This window comes from Streptomyces sp. 150FB (assembly GCF_000818195.1).
GTDB lineage: Bacteria > Actinomycetota > Actinomycetes > Streptomycetales > Streptomycetaceae > Streptomyces.
Map to the genome: position 1 here is coordinate 8,749,582 of NZ_JTHL01000001.1, position 16,560 is coordinate 8,766,141.

12 protein-coding genes and 3 pseudogenes are annotated in these 16,560 nt (G+C 68.4%); 11 read left to right on the forward strand and 4 right to left on the reverse strand.

Annotated elements, in window-relative coordinates:
* Positions 1-578 (forward strand): aminotransferase class III-fold pyridoxal phosphate-dependent enzyme (locus QR77_RS37580; RefSeq protein ID WP_040026456.1); only part of this gene is annotated, 578 nt, incomplete at its 5' end.
* Positions 579-773: 195 nt separating this feature from the next.
* On the forward strand, positions 774-1,979 hold the full coding sequence (locus tag QR77_RS37585) for a CopD family protein (RefSeq protein ID WP_040026457.1): 1,206 nt from the start codon (positions 774-776) through the stop codon (positions 1,977-1,979).
* Positions 1,980-2,083: 104 nt separating this feature from the next.
* Here QR77_RS37585 and QR77_RS37590 read toward each other — a convergent pair whose 3' ends face one another.
* A complete protein-coding gene (locus QR77_RS37590) occupies positions 2,084-3,013 on the reverse strand; it encodes an FCD domain-containing protein (RefSeq protein WP_236710969.1) in 930 nt (309 codons plus the stop codon).
* Between the two features lie 223 nt (positions 3,014-3,236).
* Between QR77_RS37590 and QR77_RS37595 the strand changes: the two genes are divergently transcribed.
* The 5 genes from QR77_RS37595 (at position 3,237) to QR77_RS37615 (ending at position 7,895) form a co-directional block, all read left to right on the forward strand.
* Entirely contained in the window at positions 3,237-4,070 is an 834-nt protein-coding gene (locus QR77_RS37595) for a PHB depolymerase family esterase (RefSeq protein WP_040026458.1), read from the forward strand.
* Between the two features lie 417 nt (positions 4,071-4,487).
* The gene (locus tag QR77_RS37600) at positions 4,488-6,017 is read left to right on the forward strand and encodes a serine hydrolase (protein ID WP_040026459.1); all 1,530 of its coding nucleotides are present in this window, start codon (positions 4,488-4,490) and stop codon (positions 6,015-6,017) included.
* Positions 6,018-6,090: 73 nt separating this feature from the next.
* Complete coding sequence (locus QR77_RS37605; protein ID WP_040026460.1) at positions 6,091-6,288, forward strand: hypothetical protein; 198 nt, start codon at positions 6,091-6,093, stop codon at positions 6,286-6,288.
* 58 nt (positions 6,289-6,346) lie between these two features.
* Positions 6,347-7,306, forward strand: a complete 960-nt coding sequence (locus QR77_RS37610; RefSeq protein WP_040026461.1) for a pyridoxal-phosphate dependent enzyme — start codon at positions 6,347-6,349, stop codon at positions 7,304-7,306.
* A 391-nt stretch (positions 7,307-7,697) separates the two neighbouring features.
* Complete coding sequence (locus QR77_RS37615) at positions 7,698-7,895, forward strand: hypothetical protein (protein ID WP_150130491.1); 198 nt, start codon at positions 7,698-7,700, stop codon at positions 7,893-7,895.
* Between the two features lie 12 nt (positions 7,896-7,907).
* Here QR77_RS37615 and QR77_RS37620 read toward each other — a convergent pair whose 3' ends face one another.
* The gene (locus QR77_RS37620) at positions 7,908-8,345 is read right to left on the reverse strand and encodes a VOC family protein (protein ID WP_040029342.1); all 438 of its coding nucleotides are present in this window, start codon (positions 8,343-8,345) and stop codon (positions 7,908-7,910) included.
* Positions 8,346-9,052: 707 nt separating this feature from the next.
* Here QR77_RS37620 and QR77_RS45590 point away from each other — a divergent pair.
* From QR77_RS45590 to QR77_RS37625, 3 genes and pseudogenes are all read left to right on the forward strand, one after another.
* Positions 9,053-9,640 (forward strand): annotated as a pseudogene (locus tag QR77_RS45590) (NAD-glutamate dehydrogenase); the annotation flags it as partial.
* Positions 9,641-9,719: 79 nt separating this feature from the next.
* Positions 9,720-9,894, forward strand: a pseudogene (locus QR77_RS45595) (transposase family protein); the annotation flags it as partial.
* Positions 9,895-10,312: 418 nt separating this feature from the next.
* Positions 10,313-10,954 carry a hypothetical protein gene (locus QR77_RS37625; protein ID WP_040026463.1) on the forward strand — a complete coding sequence of 214 codons (642 nt, stop codon included), beginning with the start codon at positions 10,313-10,315 and terminating at the stop codon, positions 10,952-10,954.
* Positions 10,955-11,019: 65 nt separating this feature from the next.
* Here the strand turns inward: QR77_RS37625 and QR77_RS37630 are convergent.
* Together QR77_RS37630 and QR77_RS37635 are read right to left on the reverse strand one after the other, a co-directional pair.
* Positions 11,020-11,780: pseudogene (locus QR77_RS37630) on the reverse strand (transposase); the annotation flags it as partial.
* Between the two features lie 512 nt (positions 11,781-12,292).
* The gene (locus tag QR77_RS37635; protein WP_347359830.1) at positions 12,293-15,292 is read right to left on the reverse strand and encodes a tetratricopeptide repeat protein; all 3,000 of its coding nucleotides are present in this window, start codon (positions 15,290-15,292) and stop codon (positions 12,293-12,295) included.
* Positions 15,293-15,653: 361 nt separating this feature from the next.
* Here QR77_RS37635 and QR77_RS47175 point away from each other — a divergent pair.
* Positions 15,654-16,560: AAA family ATPase (locus tag QR77_RS47175; RefSeq protein WP_236710970.1), on the forward strand; the 907-nt coding region annotated here is incomplete at its 3' end.

The following is a 16,560-nucleotide window of genomic DNA, read 5'->3' on the forward strand; positions in this document are numbered from 1 at the left end:
CCGGCGTACGGGAGCTGACCCGCGCGCGCGACGTGCTCTTCATCGCCGACGAGATCCAGTCGGGTCTGGGGCGTACGGGCAGGACGTTCGCTTGCGAGCACGAGGGCGTGGTGCCCGACATGTACGTGCTGGGCAAGGCGCTGGGTGGGGGCGTGGTGCCGGTCTCGGCGGTGGTGTCCTCGGCGGCGGTGCTCGGAGTGTTCGGGCCCGGCGAGCACGGTTCGACGTTCGGCGGCAATCCGCTGGCCTGCGCGGTGGCCCTGGAGGTCATCGCGATGCTGCGCACCGGGGAGTACCAGCAGCGCGCGGCCGAGCTCGGTGAGCACCTCCATCGTGAGCTGGAGTTGCTGGTGGACGGCGGGGCCGTCGAGGCTGTACGCGGCCGGGGGCTGTGGGCCGGAATCGACATCGAGCCCTCGCACGGCACCGGCCGGGAGATCTCCGAGCGGCTGATGGAACGGGGGGTGCTGGTGAAGGACACGCATGGCTCGACGATCCGGATCGCGCCGCCGTTGGTGATCAGCAAGGAAGACCTCGACTGGGGCCTCGACCAACTGCGAGCCGTACTTTCCGCCTGACTCTCCGCCGTCCCTCGTGGGCCCACTCGCACCACCTTGTCTCCGCTTGTCTCCGCTCGCCGAACCGGCCCACGGCCCGAGCCGTTCGTAGTGAGTACTTCGTATTCTCGAGAATCGTTGTACTCACTGCCGTGCTGCGAGCGCTCCCGTACCCAGCCCCTGTCGGCTGTCACTTCTCAGGAGGCCCGGCCGTTGATGTCCCATCTGATCGCTCACGTTGTGCTGGCCAATGCCGCCAACCCGACCCCCGCGCCCTGGCGGATCATCACGAAGATGGCCTACTTCGCCGGTCTCATCGGGACCATCGGGGTGTGCATGCTCTACCTGATCGTGTTGCGGCCGGTGTTGCGCCGGGCGTCCGTGGCTCCGGGCGACCGGGCCGTGCTGCAACGCCGGGCGGGTCTCATCCTCGCCCTCGTCGGCACCTGGTTCCTGGTGTCGCTCTACTTCCAGATCGCGGGGAAGGCCTCCCGGATCAAGGGAAAGGAGATTCCCTACACCGAGGGCCTGCGGCCCAGCACGATCTGGCAGTACGTGCGCGTGCCGGCCAACCCCGGCGAATGGGTCTCCAGCGGCACGCTGACACTGGTCCAGTACCTGCTGTGGGGTCTCTCGGCAGTGGCGCTGATGCTGCTGTGGTCGTCGCGGATCCGGGCCCGGACGACCACGGTCGTATGGGCGGGCCTGGTGCTCGTCTTCGTTGCCTACCAGGTGACACTGCTGCCGCCTGACTTCGGCAAGGAGACCTCCTTCGACGTCATCGACGCCCTCCTGGACCACCTGCATGTCTTCGCCGTCTCCACCTGGGTCGGCGGTATCACCGGCCTGGTCGCGCTGGCCGCTACCCGGAGCAGGCTCACCCCGGCCGCAGGCACGACCTGGGCGCAACTGTGGACCCGCTTCAGCACACTGGCCCTGGTCGCCGTCGGATGCCTGCTGATCAGCGGACTCTTCCTGGCCTGGACGTACGTCGGCAGCCCGGGCGAACTGTTCAGTACCAGCTTCGGACGCTTCCTGCTGGTCAAGGTGTCCCTCGTGGCCACGATGATCGTTGTCGGCGGGCTGAACGAGTTCGTGATGATGCCCCGGATCGCCAGGGCGCGTGCCGCGGGAGAGGAAGGCTCGGTGTTCCGGCTGGCGCTGCGGGCCTTCCCGGCACTGGTCGGGATCGAGGTCACGCTCGCGGTGGGTGTGCTCTTCGTCCTCTCCTTCCTGACGGGCTCGTCCCGCGACGAAGCGGGTGATCCGGATCCGGCGCTCAGTGGCGGGATCTTCGCCATCGGCGCGCTGCTGGTGGTGATGCTGGTGATCTCCTTCGTGGCGACCGCGAAGCTGTCCGAACGCCTCTCCCGGCCGGTGCGGACCGAGACGGTGCCGGAGACGGTGAAAGCACGGTCCTGAAGAACGGGGGCCGTTCGGCGACGGCCCCCGGGAGCCGGGCGAAACCACGGCATCGGGCCGGGCCCCTGCGGGGGCCCGGCCATTTCCCGATTGTCGAGCGGCCGTCAGCCCGTACCCTCCGGAGGGGTGTCGGGTCCTGACTTCTCCACGCCGACCGTGGTGAGGTGCCGGTGAAGGAAGGCACTCGCCGCTGTGAGGTCCCCTGCCAGCAGCAGATCTGCCAGTTCGACGTGCTCACGGCAGCGCACGACCGCCCGCTCGGGGACCAGCGCCTGCCGATACTCGATGAGGCGCCGCAACCGGTTGACGCGGGCGAGGCCCTCGACGAAGAAGTCGTTGTTGGTGCATTCCGCGAGGGTCTCGTGGAAACGGGAGTTGAGGTCGAACAGTTGCGCGCCTGACACCGAGGTGAGGCCGTCCTCGACGAGCTGCCGCTGCTCCGCGCGGCGCCGCTCGATCGCCTCCCGGTCGACCCGGAACGTGGGTTCGAGGATGCCGGCGGGTTCGATCAGCAGCCGGAACCGGTAGCTGCTGCGGTACGACTCCAGTGAGGTGAGCACCGGCAGGAAGGTCCAGCCGTAGCCGGGGAGTGGGGCGATCCAGCCCTCGTTGGAGATCCGCAGCAGCAGCAGGTCCAGTTGGGTCCGGGTCAGGTCGTACCGCTTCAGCAGGGTGCTCTTGTTGATCCGGTCGGGCAGGAGGCCGTCCAGCCGGTCGGCGGCGATGCGCAGATAGACCTCGTCCTCGGGGGGATCGATGTGCGCGGTGGTGATCCCGGCCCCGGAGCGCGCGACCAGGTAACGCCCGGACGCCGTGCGCTCGATGAAGCCGTCACGGTGCAGTTGCCGTAGTGCGTTGCGCACCGGTGAGCGGGAGACGCGCAGTTGCTCGGCGAGTGCCCGCTCGGTGAGCCGGTGGCCGATCGGCGGGTTCTCCTCACGCAGGTACGTGAGGATCTCGACGCACAGCCGGGCCGTCAATTCGGTCTCCTCGGGGGGAGCCGCGCTGTCGTCGGCGGCAGTGGTGTCGCGCACCTTCGGTCCTCTCGTCTCGTCGGCGGATGAGGTCGGTTCAAGCTGCGTACAAAATACCAACAATGCCTGGCCGGCTGACCCGTCAACGGGTGGCACGAAGCCGGGCGCGCCGGAGTTCCTGGTGCCGCGCAGCCGGGCTCGTCCCGGCTCGCCGGTATGGCGCGTTGGCCTGATCTAGCTATAGCCTATAAGTTCTTCGCCGAACCTCCGAGGAGAACGCCACATGACCAGCCAGACCGAGCCCGACTCACAGGGCGCCCACTTCGTCGGCGGTACCCCCTTCTTCGCCTCCCGCCACGACCAGCGGCTGTCGTACGCCCTGTACGTACCGAAGGACCACACCGCGCAGGCGAACCCGCTGCCACTGGTCGTCATCCAGCACGGCACCGGGCGGTCGGCCGAGCAGTACCGCAACCAGTGGAAGCAGTTCGCGATCGACCACCGGTGTGTCATCCTCACGCCGCTCTTCCCGGCCGGCCTGGTGGAACCCGGTGAGCTGCACAGCTTCAAGTTCCTGGAGTACAAGGGGACCCGTTTCGACGAGGAGCTGCTGCACATCGTCGAAGAGGTCGGTGAGCGGTTCAACACCGAGACCGAGCGGTTCCTGATGCACGGCTTCTCCGGCGGCGGCCAGTTCGCGCACCGCTTCTACTACGCGCACCCCGACCGGCTGGCCGGTATCTCCATCGGGGCGCCCGGCCGGATCACCGAGCTCGACGACTCGCTGCCCTGGTGGCTGGGGACGGGCGGCTTCAAGGAGCGGTTCGGCATCGACATCGACCTGCCGGCCCTGCGGACGGTGCCGGTACAGATGGTCGTCGGCGGCGAGGACACCGAGACCTGGGAGATCAACAACGCCGGCGGGCCCAACTGGATGGACGGCGTGGAGAAGACCGGCCGTACCCGGATCGAGCGGCTGGAGAAGCTGCGGGCGAGCTTCGTTGCCCGGGGAGTCGAGGTGCGTTTCGACGTGGTGCCCGGAGTGGCGCACAAGGGCAGCCTGGTCATCCCGGTGGTGCAGGAGTTCATGGCCGAACTGCTGAGTCGGCGTTCCTGAAGCCCTCACGTCCCACCGTGACCGGTCCACGGAGTAGCCGCGACGCCGGGGACGGGACGCCTGGGACGGGACGCCGGGGATGAGACGCCGGCGCCAGGTCACCCGCGCTGCTTCCGGGGCCGGCGGCCAGGGGCTGTACGAACCGCCGTCATCCGGCCTACGGCCCACGCCTTCCCGCGCAGGCCCGCAGTCTCCACCACGCATGTCACCGGCACCGGGCACCGGCCTCCGCAGGCATGAGCGGACAGTCCCGCCCCGGGCGGTACGACCCTCGCCGCCGGCGCGCTCGGCACGGCCCGCAGTACAAGGCTCCTCCGCGCGTGGTGCGGGGCCGGCCGGGCGAACGCACCGTGTCCCGCGCCTCCCTGATGACCGACGAGATCCGACACCCCCACAAGACCGAGAGGAACGGTGACCATGGCGAACGATCTGCCATCCCTTGACATGCGCCCGATCCACACATTGCTCAAGGAACTGGCGAGCCGGGGCATGCGCCTGCACTCGCTGCTCGTCCACCGGCACGGGGAGACGTTGCTCGACCTGTGGCAATGGCCGCACGAACCCGGCCTGAAGCACAAAATACATTCAGCCACCAAGTCCTTCACCGGCACGGCGATCGGCTTCGCCGAGGACGAAGGACTGCTCAGGCTGGACGATCCCGTGGCTGACTTCTTCGGCGGGAGGCTGCCCGCCGAACCGAGCGAGAACTTCAGCCGGATGCGGATCCGCGACCTGCTCACCATGCGGACCGGGCACGGCCGGGGACTGTCCGGTGCGACCACCCGGCTGCGCCGGACCGGCTGGGTGGGCGAGTTCCTCGAGGAGCCGGTGGTCGAACTTCCCGGCCGTACCTTCCTCTACAGCAGCACCACCAGCCACATGCTCTCCGCGATCGTGCAGGAGGTCTCGGGACAACCGGTCGACGAGTATCTGCGGCCGCGGCTCTTCGACCCGCTGGGCATCACCGACTTCGACTGGGAGCGCGACCCGGAGGGCGTCGCCAGCGGCGGCAACGGCCTGTCGATGCTGCCCCGCGATCTGCTCTCCTTCGGCGTCCTCTATCTCCAGGACGGAATCTGGGAAGGCCGGAGGATTCTGCCTGCGGGCTGGACCCAGAAGGCGTCAGCGCTGCATGTGCGGCGGGCGATCAGCGGTGAGTGGAACGGCAAGGAGCTGGTGCCGCCCGCCCGGGATGCGGTGGCGGACTCCGGTTACGGCTATCAGTTCTGGACGACCGAGGACCGCGTCTACAGCGCCTCGGGCATCTTCGGCCAGGAGTGCATGGTCTTCCCCGACCAGGGCGGGGTCGTCGTGGTCACCGGAGCGATGGGCGACGGCACGTACCACGACCTGCCGGACATGCTGCGGAACGCGTTCCGGGCGGCCTTCGAGACGGACGGCCGCGATCCCACCGACGGCCGGTTCGCCGAGGCCGTACGGCAGCAGGTCGCTGACGCCCGGACTCCGGAACGGCCCGACCCGTCGTCCTACCGGGAGGGCTTCGCCGCGACTTACGACTTCGAGCCCAATGCCCAGGGCCTGCGGTCCCTCGCCGTGGATGTCCGGGCCGACTCGGTGCAGGTCGTGCTGGAGGACGAACGCGGCAGGCACCTGGTCGAGCACGGTGTGGGGCACTGGGTGAAGCAGGAGACCGGTGCGAGCGTCTGGCGGCTGCACCACTCGTACCAGGATCCCTCCGCCCTGATCCTCGCCACGGCCGAATGGTCCACCGGTAGCGCGGACGCGCTCCATCTCACTTGGCACTTCCTTGAAGCACCGTTCATCGACCGGTTCACCCTCACCCTGGGGACGGAGGGGGTCACCGTCGTGCGGCAGGTCAACGTCAACTCCGGTCCCACCGAACTTCCCGCGGTGTACGGCACCCCACGGCGGACAGTGCCGGCCGGCGACGCCGCGCTGCCGGAGGGAGACGCCACCGGCCTGTGAGCCGGCGGCTTCCTGTCTCCTGGTGGCCTAGCCGCCGCAGGTCCGTACCGCCTGTCGGCTCGGCTGAGCGGGAGTGCCCGACCTGAAGAACTCGATCGTCGCCCCGGCGACCGAGGTGTTCTGCCACGGCCGGGGTGCCGGTGAGCTGAGCGCGCGCTACCCGGCGCTCAAGCTCAAGCGCATCGGCAAGCGGTCCCGGGTGTCGAGCGCCACCGTCCATACCTACGTACTGCTCACCAGGCTCCGGAAGGAGATCATCGGGGAGGTCTGACACCTCGACGTGCCCCTCGGTCCCTGAGCCATGGCTGGGCGTTCCACCGAGGAGAGAGATGCACGCAGTAAGGACAGGCCCGGACGACGCGGCCCTCAACCGCGCGCGGGAGACCGTCGCGCGGCACCTGGCAGCCACACCACTCATCGCCTACCGGGGCGCCGGCCTGCCGGTGCCTGTTTACCTCAAGTACGAAGGGGCCCAGCCCACGGGCTCGTTCAAGGTCCGCGGTGCGGTGACGGCGCTGTCCGCCTACGCCGCCGAGGGCGTCCCCGTGGTGACCGCCTCCGCGGGAAACCACGCCCTCGGCATCGCGCACGCCGCCGGACTGCTCGGCGTCGGCGCGACTGTCGTGGTGCCGAAGAGCGGGTCGCGGGCCAAGATCCGGGCGCTGCGGGAGTACCCCATCGACCTCGTCCTGGAGGGCGACGACTACGACGGCGCCGAGCGTCACGCTCTGGCCCTCGCCGAGTCCGGCATGAGGTACGTTTCCGCCTACAACGACCCGCAGGTCGTCGCAGGGCAGAGCACACTCGTCGGGGAGGTGGCCGACAGCCTCGGTGAGGACTTCACCGTGGTCGTGCCCACCGGCGCCGGGGGACTCGTCGCGGGCACGGCGCTGGGGGCGCGACGTGCGGCGCAGGACATCCGGGTGATCGGAGTGGAGTCCGACGCCTGCCACGCGGTGTCCGCGGCCGTCGCCGCGGGGCAGGTGGTGACGGTACCGGTCGGTGACACCATCGCCGATGGGCTCGTCGGCAACATCGAACCGGGCTCCATCACACCGGCGATCATCCGCGAGTGCGGAGTCCGGCTGGTGAGCGTCGGCGAGGCCGCCATCCGGCGCGCGGTACGCGAGTTCGCCCTGGGCGCCGGGCTGATAGCCGAGGGCTCGTCCGCCGCGTCCCTGGCCGCGCTGCTCGCAGGCCTGGTGCCCACCGACAGGCCGGTGGTGCTGATCGTCTCCGGCCGCAACATAGCGCCGGAGCTGCTGGCCGGGATCCTGACCGAGGAGTGAGAAGCGCGCCACGCCGGCGGTACGGGGAGCCGGCCCGCCCCCGACCTGGCGAATCGGACAGGCGTAACGACCTGGCACACCGCGGCCGTGCGGGCCGTAGCGGAGAGGGTGGAATCCCTACACACGGACAACGAGCGGGCGGCCGGACCGGCTACGCGGTCAGGTGCGCAGCACGGCTCACGCCACAGATGCCCGCTGACGGGCAGCCGGTCGACGGGCGCCACTTCGGTCCCGGCACCGGTCCCTGCCCTGGTCGTGGCAGCGGGCCGGAGGCGCCGCGTACAGCGGCTTCTCGCACTCACCGTTCGCGGCGCGGCGACAACGTGTGTCTGTAGAGGCGGTTGCTGGAGACGTACCGGGGCTGAGGACGTACGGCGGAGGTGTGTGGCAGGTGTCCGCCGTCACCACCTCTCCTGAACGCCAACGGGACGAGGTGCTCGCCGCAGCGGAGGCTGTTGGCGGGCACGTCCTGCGGTTCTCCGGTTCAGCGCGGGCCGTGGTCGACGAACGCTGTCAGGACGTCGATCAGGCGGGTGACCGTCGGGTCGGAGGCGAGCGGGCCGAAGGCGGCCGGCGCGAGGCTGATTGACCCGATGGGCCGTCAGTTCTTCTTCAGCTCCTCGGCGAGCATCACAAGGATGCCGCTGGGACCGCGGAGGTACGTGAGCTTGTAGACGTCCTCATAGGTCGCCACACCACGAAGCGGATGGCATCCGTGCTTTGCGGCTACCTCAAGGGCTTTATCGATGTCGTCGACCGAGAAGGCGACGCGATGCATGCCAATCTCGTTGGGACGAGTGGGCTCCGACTCGATCGCTTCGGGGTGGATGTACTCGAAGAGCTCAAGGCGACCGTGACCGTCCGGCGTCTGAAGCATCGCGATGTTGGCGTGATTGCCGTCAAGGCCGACGGCAGTGTCGGTCCAGTCACCACTGACCGTGTCACGACCGACGACCGTGAGCCCGAGGTCGGTGAAAAAGGAGATCGTTGCTTCGAGATCGCGAACGGCGATGCCGACGTTCTCAAGTTTGATGGCCATGCGCTGCATGCTACCGAGCCGGCTCGATCAGGTAATGCCTGAAAGGACGCAGCCGTGTGAGCTGTCCACCGGCGTGCGGAGTGTGTTTGCACGACGGTAAGGACGTCGATCAAGTGGGAGACCGTCGGGTCGGAGGCGCCCGGGCCGAAGACGGCGGTCGGCCACCGGCACATCTTCATCGACGTCCTTCCCGCTGTGCGTCGAAGGCGCCTGCGGTGGTCCGACCGGTGCGAGGGCTGAGGATCGAGGCGCGCAGACGGTCAAGAACATGGTGGTCCTGCCGGATCCCGCTCAACACTCCCTCACGGAAGATGCATGAGAGGGCTCAAGCCGGCGCCCGCCCGTCGCTCAATAGCGTGGTGCATGAGCGGTGGGCCCCGTCGCTCCGTTCGGTTTGCAGGCTGTGGTGGTGGCGGGGCCCCCGCGTTGTGTCAGCTCAACGAAAGGGAGAGACACATGACCGATGGTGGGTGGCATGCTTGGTCGCGGGTCCGCCAGGCAGCTCGGTGGGTGCTGTCGCGCCGTCGTGTTGCGGCCGGTCACTTTCTGCGCGGTGCCAGTTATGGTGCCGGCACTGCTGTGAGCAGCTTGTTCGTGCTCTGGGTTCAGTCCCGTCACTGACCGGCGCCATCACGGAGGACCGCGTTGCCCAGCGCCCCTGGCGAGGGCAACGCGGTATTGCCGGCGAGGCCGCACCGCCCGGCGGACGACCGCAAAGCACGGCGAACGCGCGGGTCCACACGCCGTCCGTCGAGGGGAACGATTGGACCCGCACCCACACGGTCGTCGAGGTCGTCACCGACGACATGCCGTTCCTGGTCGACTCGGTCACCAACGGACTCACCTGGCAGAAGCGCGGCATCCACGCCGTCATCCACCTGCTGATCCTGCCTTCACGAGAGCCGGGTCGACGGATCTGCCGTACGACACCCTGATCGAGTCCTGGATCCACGTCGAGATCGACCGCGAGAGCGACCTGTCCCATCTCAAGCAGATCGCCTCCGACCTGCCGCCTGTGTCCCGTCGTCGCCCGTGAGGCCGTCGAGGACCGGGACACGATGCGCGAGTCCGCACTGCGCTCGCCGACGAAGTGCCCAGCGAGCCCACAGCCGACGACCTGCGCGACCAGGAGATCAGCGAGGCGCGCGAGCTGCCGCGCCGGCTCACCGACAACCACTTCACCTTCCTCGGCTACCGCGAGTCGCGAGTACGAGCTGACGGGCGACGACGCCCCCACCGCCGTACCCGGCACCGGCCTCGGTGTCCTGCGCTCCGACCCCAGGCACGCCGACGACGGGGCACACCGGGTACGTACGACTCGCCGGACGCGGCGTCGGAGCCTTCCAGGAGGGCCCCGTTCACCGGGCGGGGTGCTGGCGCACGCACCTGACGACGCGCCAACTGGCCCCATCTTTCGGGGTCTCGAGGTCGACAGCCGGCCGGGTCACCGACGAGCTGAGACCGAAGGCTCGCGCCGCAATCGCCGTAGCGGTTCGCGAAGGACACCGTGGTGATTGTGGACGGCATCTTGGTACCCACCCGCGACCACAAGTGGCGGTGGCGCACCGAGGTTCACAACATCGATGCGCGGATCGCCGCCCGCGACCTGGACATGTCGGTGCTCGGGCCCGGCACGCAGGATCCGGACCCCACCCCCGACTGGCTGACGAGGGCGTCCACCGGGATGGCGTCGGAGCTGGGCGGGAACGACAGGCACGTCTACCCGACTGCGACCGGTGCCATCGCCTCGAATACCGGGGCCACCACGACGGCCTCCCAGATCTCCACCATCGACGCCAACGACACTACGGACAAGCCGTTCGTCGTTGAAGAACTCGGCGACAAGTCCGACTGGACGCGGCGAATGACGCCCAGCCACGAGTCACAACTTTCCGATCTCGATGTCAAGCCGGGTCTGATACTGCCGACAACGGCCAGGCGTTTGAGTCCGCTGATAGGTTCCTCAGGTGAGCGAGCAACTGCCCGGCGGCGGCATCGAGTTATCACCCGAAGAGATCGATGACCTCCACGTCAGGTGGTCATCCTCCTGGACTCCGAACGAGGTCGCGCAGCAGTTGGCCGGGATTCGCACGCCCTGGTATGTAGCCGCAGGCTGGGCTCTGGACCTGTTCCTGGGCAGGCAGACGCGCATTCATGGCGACATCGAGATCGGGATTCCGGACGCGAGCTTTCCCCGGGTCCGCCAGCGCTTTCCCGCATACGTCTTCGACGCGGCAGGCAGCGGCCGAATCTGGGAGGACGCCACACCGGAGGTGCTGGCCGCCGTACATCAGACATGGCTCCGCGATCCGGCCACCGGAAACTACCTGCTCGACGTGTTCCGGGAGCCACACGACGGCGACACCTGGATCTGCCGCCGTGATGAGGAGATCCGGCTTCCCTACGGCGACATCATCCACCACGCCGAAGACGGTATCCCGTATCTGGTGCCCGAACTGGTGCTGCTGTTCAAGGCCAAGCACGCCCGCCGAAAGGATCAGAGAGACTTCGATACGACCGTCCCGCACATGACCCGGGTTCAGCGCGAGACCCTGGCCGAGCTACTCGCCCGTGTACACCCGGGGCATTCCTGGCTCGTGGATCTGTAGCCGACCCGTGGGATGTGAGACGCGCGCCAAGTCCCGCTCACACGCAGCCCTGCTCACCAGCTCGATCATGCCGTGGCCGCGCGAGGCGGTCCGGCTTGGAACGGCGCCTTGTCCCGGATCACGGCCCAAAGGACGTTGACCCGTCGGCGCGCGAGAGCCAGGACGGCTTGCTTGTGTCCTTTGCCCTCCTTCCTCTTCCGGCCGTAGTACGCCTTCGAGACCGGGCAGAAGAACTCGCTGACCTGAGCGGAGAGGTGGAGGGCGCGTTGCAGGCCGCGGTGGTAGCGACGGGGCCTGCGCAGGTTTCCGCTGACTTTCCCGGAGTCCCAGGGGACCGGGGCCAGGCCGGCGAATCCGGCGAGGCGGTCGGGGCTGGCGAAGGCGGTGAGGTCGCCGCCGGTCGCGGCGACGAACTCCGCTCCGAGGGTGGGTCCCATGCCGGGCATGGTGAGGATGACCTCAGCGTCGTGGTGCTGGCGGAAGCGTGCCTCGATCCGGGCGTCGAGTTCGGCCACTTCGTTGTTGTGGGCGACCACCGAGTGAGCGAGGCGGCCGACGAGCTCGGCGCCCAACTGCTCGCCGCGCAGGGCGGTCATCTGGGCCTGAGCGGCTTCCACGGCCCGGGCCGCGAGCGCGCCGGCGCCGCTGACCTTGCGGTTGCGGAGCCAGGTCTCCAGCCGACGGACTCCCATGCGGCGGATCGCGGCCGGGGTCTGGTAGGTCGTCAGCAGGACGACGGGCCCTTCTTCGTCAGGTCCAGCGACCGTTCCAGCACGGGGAAGAACTCCAGGAGCAGGGCCCGCAAGCGGTTGATCTGGCGGGTCCGGATTGGCGGTCGAGTTGTCGCGGACCTCGAACTCGTCGAGACCTGCACCTTCAGCTCAAGATTCGTCTACCTTTGCCGCCGCGTGGCGCGCCAGCCAGCTCGTCCGCCGAGCCCGGCAGGACGGGTTGAGGTAGGGGTGACCGCGCGGGCCCTTGGCGGGCCCGCGCGGCCGTCGGCGGGTTCCGCATCCGGCGGGCTGCCGGATGCGGAACCCGCCATCGATGAGCCCGGCTACGCGGCCTCTTCTGCCGACGGTGTGCAGTGCATCGTGCGCGGTATGACTATCGAACCTGTAAAGCGTCCCGGACCGGACTTGAAGGCATCCGGAGCCTTCTCGGTCTGCTGCTGGATAACCAGAGCTGGAGAGTGTTCCGGGGGTGGTGGTGCAATCACGTGGCGCCCATCCTTGCGTGCGAGCCTCAGTGGCTATCGTGCGTGTACGAATGCTGTCACTGATCATCTTCGACCGCAAATCGATTGCAATGGCCGCTGCTGGATCGCTTCCGCTCTATCTAGTCGCGTAGGTCGACCGTGTGACGGATTTTGTTCACTTGGCTTCGGATTCGATCAAACTCGAACCTGTTCAGCCCCTCGAAGAGGGGAAGCGCTTTCTCGAGGTGCCTGAGCGCCGCGCCGTCCCGTCCTGCGGCTATTTCGAGTTCCGCCAGAGCCGAGCACGACCGTGCGATCTCTTCCGTCGCGTTAATGCGCCGCGCCACGGACAGCGCTGCCGTCAGGTGCTCCGAAGCGACGGCGGGCCGGCCCGAGTGCAACTCGGCCATGCCGAGCCCCCGCAGGGCTTGGGCCTCCTCCTGAGCTGCACCGATCGTCTGGGAGAGGTTCAGGGCTGCGGTATGGTGTGCGGCGGCTTCGGTGTGCAGGCCGGCCTTGTGGAGGCCCGTGCCGATGGCGTTGAGCATCACGGCCTCCGTGCGTCTGTCCCGAATTCGACGACAAATTGCGAGCCCCTGGCGCCATAAATCGAGCGCTTCGTTCAATTCTCTCGGAATTCGCATGGTGTTTGCTTTGTTCAGCCTGCCGGTCGCCTGCTCGAAGAGAGTGCCCACTTTGAGGAATATCTCGTACGCACGGTTGAAAGATTGACGAGCTGAATCGATTTCCCCCATGCGTAAATGGAGTTCTCCTAAGTTGTTGAGAGCCTGTGCCTCGCCTCTCGAATTCTTTTCATGAATGAATCCGACAAGCGCCTCGCGAAAGAACGTCGAGGCGCCGGCGTGATTGCCGAGCTGGAGGAGGGCGATACCCACATTGTCCTGCCCTGTGGCTATTCGTATCGGATCGCCAGCGTTTAGGCTGATATTTAGTGCTTCCTGCTGGATTCTCAGCGAATCGTTCAGTCGGCCAAGATTCCAGTACAGCAGTCCCTGCGTCCGCAGCGCCTCCGCTTCTCCCGCGCTGTCGCCCGCCTCCCTGGCCGCGGCCAGCGCCCGCTGTGCGCTTCCTTCCGCTTCCTCGTAGCGGGCCGTCTGGGACTGGACGTCGGCGAGATCGATGAGCGCGTGTGCCTCCCGCGCTCGCTCGCCCGCCGTACGCCAGTGGCGCACCGCGTGCGTGTGGATTTCCTCCGCCTCCTCCCAGTGCCCCTCGGCGTCGAGAAAACCGGCGAGAGCGTGGGCGAGTAGAGCCGCGTGGGCCGGGCGGCCGCGTGAGCGGAAGTGGCGCTCTGCCGCCGTGAGGGCGGTGTGTTCGGCGGTGAGCCAGGACATCGCCTGCCCGGGATGGGCCCAGGTCGGCAGGGTGTGAGCGGACGGGGTGAACGGCGGGTCAAGGCGCGGGCGGCGCGGGTGCAGCAGGCGATCGGCCTCGGCGGCGGCGCCCAGGCAGAATTCCGCCAGGCGGTCGAGAGCGGCTTCGCGCGCGCACTCGGTGTCCTGTGAAACGGCCAGCGTGAGGGCGAATTCACCGATCAGATCATGGAATCTGTAGCGGTCAGGCGCAGGCTCCTGTACCAAATTCGAGTCGAGGAGCGACTCCAGTATCCGTTCGACGATCCCAAGGGGAAGGCCGGTGAGTGCGGCTCCCGAGTGCGGGCCGAAATCGGCTCCCGGATGAAGGCTGAGCAGGCGGAAGACTGTTTGTTGATCGTCCGGGAGTGTGTCGTACGACAGCGCGAAGGCGGAAGCGATCTCTGAATTGCCGTCGCGGATTTCGGCGAGCCTGGGGCCGTGTGACATTCGCTCCACGAGGTGTGAAACGGTCCAGGTCGGACGGGAGTTCAGTCGTCCTGCCACGAGTTCAAGAGCGAGTGGCAGACGACCGCACAAGTGGACGAGTGTGGCGATTCCAGGCATGTCTGTGGCTCGTTGGGGACCCACCAGCCTGGTGAAGAGGGCCACCGCCTCCGCCGTCGGCAGGATGTCGAGCAGGACGTGCCGGATGCCCGGCAGGCCGGTGAGGCGGCGTCGGCTGGTGATCAGTATCAACGACGGGGAAGTGCCGGGGAGAAGGCGGTCCAGTTGCTCCCTGTCGGCGGCGTCGTCGAGGATGATGATCGCGCGGCGGGTGCTGAGCATGGTGCGCCAGAGCGCGGTGAGTTCCTCCAGATCGTGCGGCACGGCGGTGCCGGGGACCCCGAAGTGACGCAGGAGCGTCATGAGGGCGGTCTTCGGTGACAGCGGTCGCGGGTCCGGCGAGTGGGCGCGCAAGTTGATGTGTATCTGACCATCTGGGTAGTGCCGGGCCAGGCTGCGGGCCGCGTGAAGTGCTAGATGACTCTTGCCCACGCCGGCCATGCCGGAGATGGACTGAAAGGCGATAACGCCGGACAGTGGTGTCTGGAGGAGTCCCAACTCTCCTGCCCGGCCCACCAGTTCGCTGTGCGCCGGAAGGTTGTTGGGTACGGGCGGCGCGGTGCCGGGCGCCCGCTCGCCCAGCAGGTCGCCGACCGGGGCGCCGTCCAGGATGAGGCGGTACGTACGGACCAGGGCCTCGCCCGGCTCCGTACCGTCCTCGCGCAGCAGTCGCCGCAGCGACTCGTAGCAGCGCAGCGCGTCGGTCTGGCGGCCACGGCCGTAGGCCGCCGTCATGAAGTAGCGGGCCACCGTCTCGTCTGTGGGATGGCGCTCGACCAGGGCGGACAGCTCGCCGGTGACCTCGGCGTAGTGGCCCATGCGCAGTTCGATCCCGGTCCGTGACAGCACGGCGGCCAGGCGCTGTTCGGCGAGCGACCTGCGGACCTGTTCGGCCCAGATACCGGTGAATCCGGTGAGCGGTTCGCCGCGCCAGAGCGCCTCGGCCTGCTGGTGAAGGGCCAGCGCCTGCGTGTCGTCGCCGCTCGCTGCCAGCGAGCGTGCCTGGGTGGTCAGCCGCTGGTAGCGGTGGTAATCCACCACATCGGGGTCGACGGCCAGGGTGTAGGCGTGGGCTTCCTGGGGCAGTTGCCCGGTCTCCAGCCTGCTCCGGATCCGGGTGGCACAGGAGTGCAGCGACGAGCGCGGTTTGCCGGGTGGGGCGTCGTCCCACAGGCGCTGGATGAGCGTCTCCAACGGCACGGGCTTTCCCGCGTCGAGGGCGAGCGCTGCCAGCATCTGGACGTCCTTGGCGGAGCCGTGCATCTCGCGGTGACCGTCCAGCCTGAGTTCGACAGGACCCAGTATCAGGATGTCCACATCCACCAGCACTCCCTGTGACGTATCGCTCACGCCGTTTCTACTCTGTCAGGTTGTCAACTTCGGTCAAGGGGAGGACATATACGGATGCGAAGGTTGGCCGAATCGCTCCTTCAGTCGTGATCGCAGTGGTCATCATCGGTCTTTCACGGTCATACGGGAGACAGGCGCCCTATCACGCGGGGCGACAGCCGCTCTACGCTGTGGAGTCCGGTGTGGCTGGCGCACGGGGAAGGCGGCGGGTATGGACCCGGTCACGGTCCCCGAACTGGTCCGGGCCATCGCCGCGGTGGACGCCACCGGCTGGCAGGCGCTGACCGGTCTGCTGCCGCTCGGGGACCTGCCGGACCGGGCGCCCACGGACACCGTGGCGGCCCACGCGCTCGCGCTGCGCCTGACCGCCCAGGCCGCCCCCCGTCCCGAGCTGACCGCCGCCCTGCGGCTGTGGCTGGCCGTCGCCGTACCAGCGGCGAACACCATCTCGGCCGCGAACGCCATCTCGGCCGCGAACGCCATCTCGGCCGCGAACACCATCTCGGGCGACGCCCGGATCACCGGTGCCGCCATCCAGGCCGGTGAGATCCACGGCGGCATCCACGTCCACGACCACACGAAGAGTCCGGCGCGCCCTCCCGTACCTCGCCAACTCATCCCGGGACCACCCCACTTCACCGCCCGCAGGCCCGACCTGGCCGCCCTGGACGCGCTGCGCGCCGCGCACCCCGGCGCCGCGCCGCTGACCGTCGTCGTCACGGGCACCGCCGGTGTCGGCAAGACCGCGCTGACCTCCCGCTGGCTGCACGGTCTTGCCACGGACTATCCGGACGGTCAGCTCTATGTCGATCTGCGTGGCCACTCGAAGGAGGGTCCGGTACGGCCGGGCGCGGTACTCGGGCAGTTCTTACGGGCATTCGGCCTGGAACAGGTGCCCGCCGAGCTGGCCGAGCAGGCGGCGCTGTGGCGCACGGTCACCGCCGAGCTGCGGATCATCGTCATGCTGGACAACGCGCTCAGCGCCGCCCAGGTCCGCCCGCTGCTCCCCGCCGCGTCCACCGCGCTGGTCGCGGTGACCAGCAGGCGCCGGCTGCCGGGGCTCGTCGTCGACGGCGCGGCCTTCCACCAGTTGGACGCGCTCGGACCCGTCGCCGCCG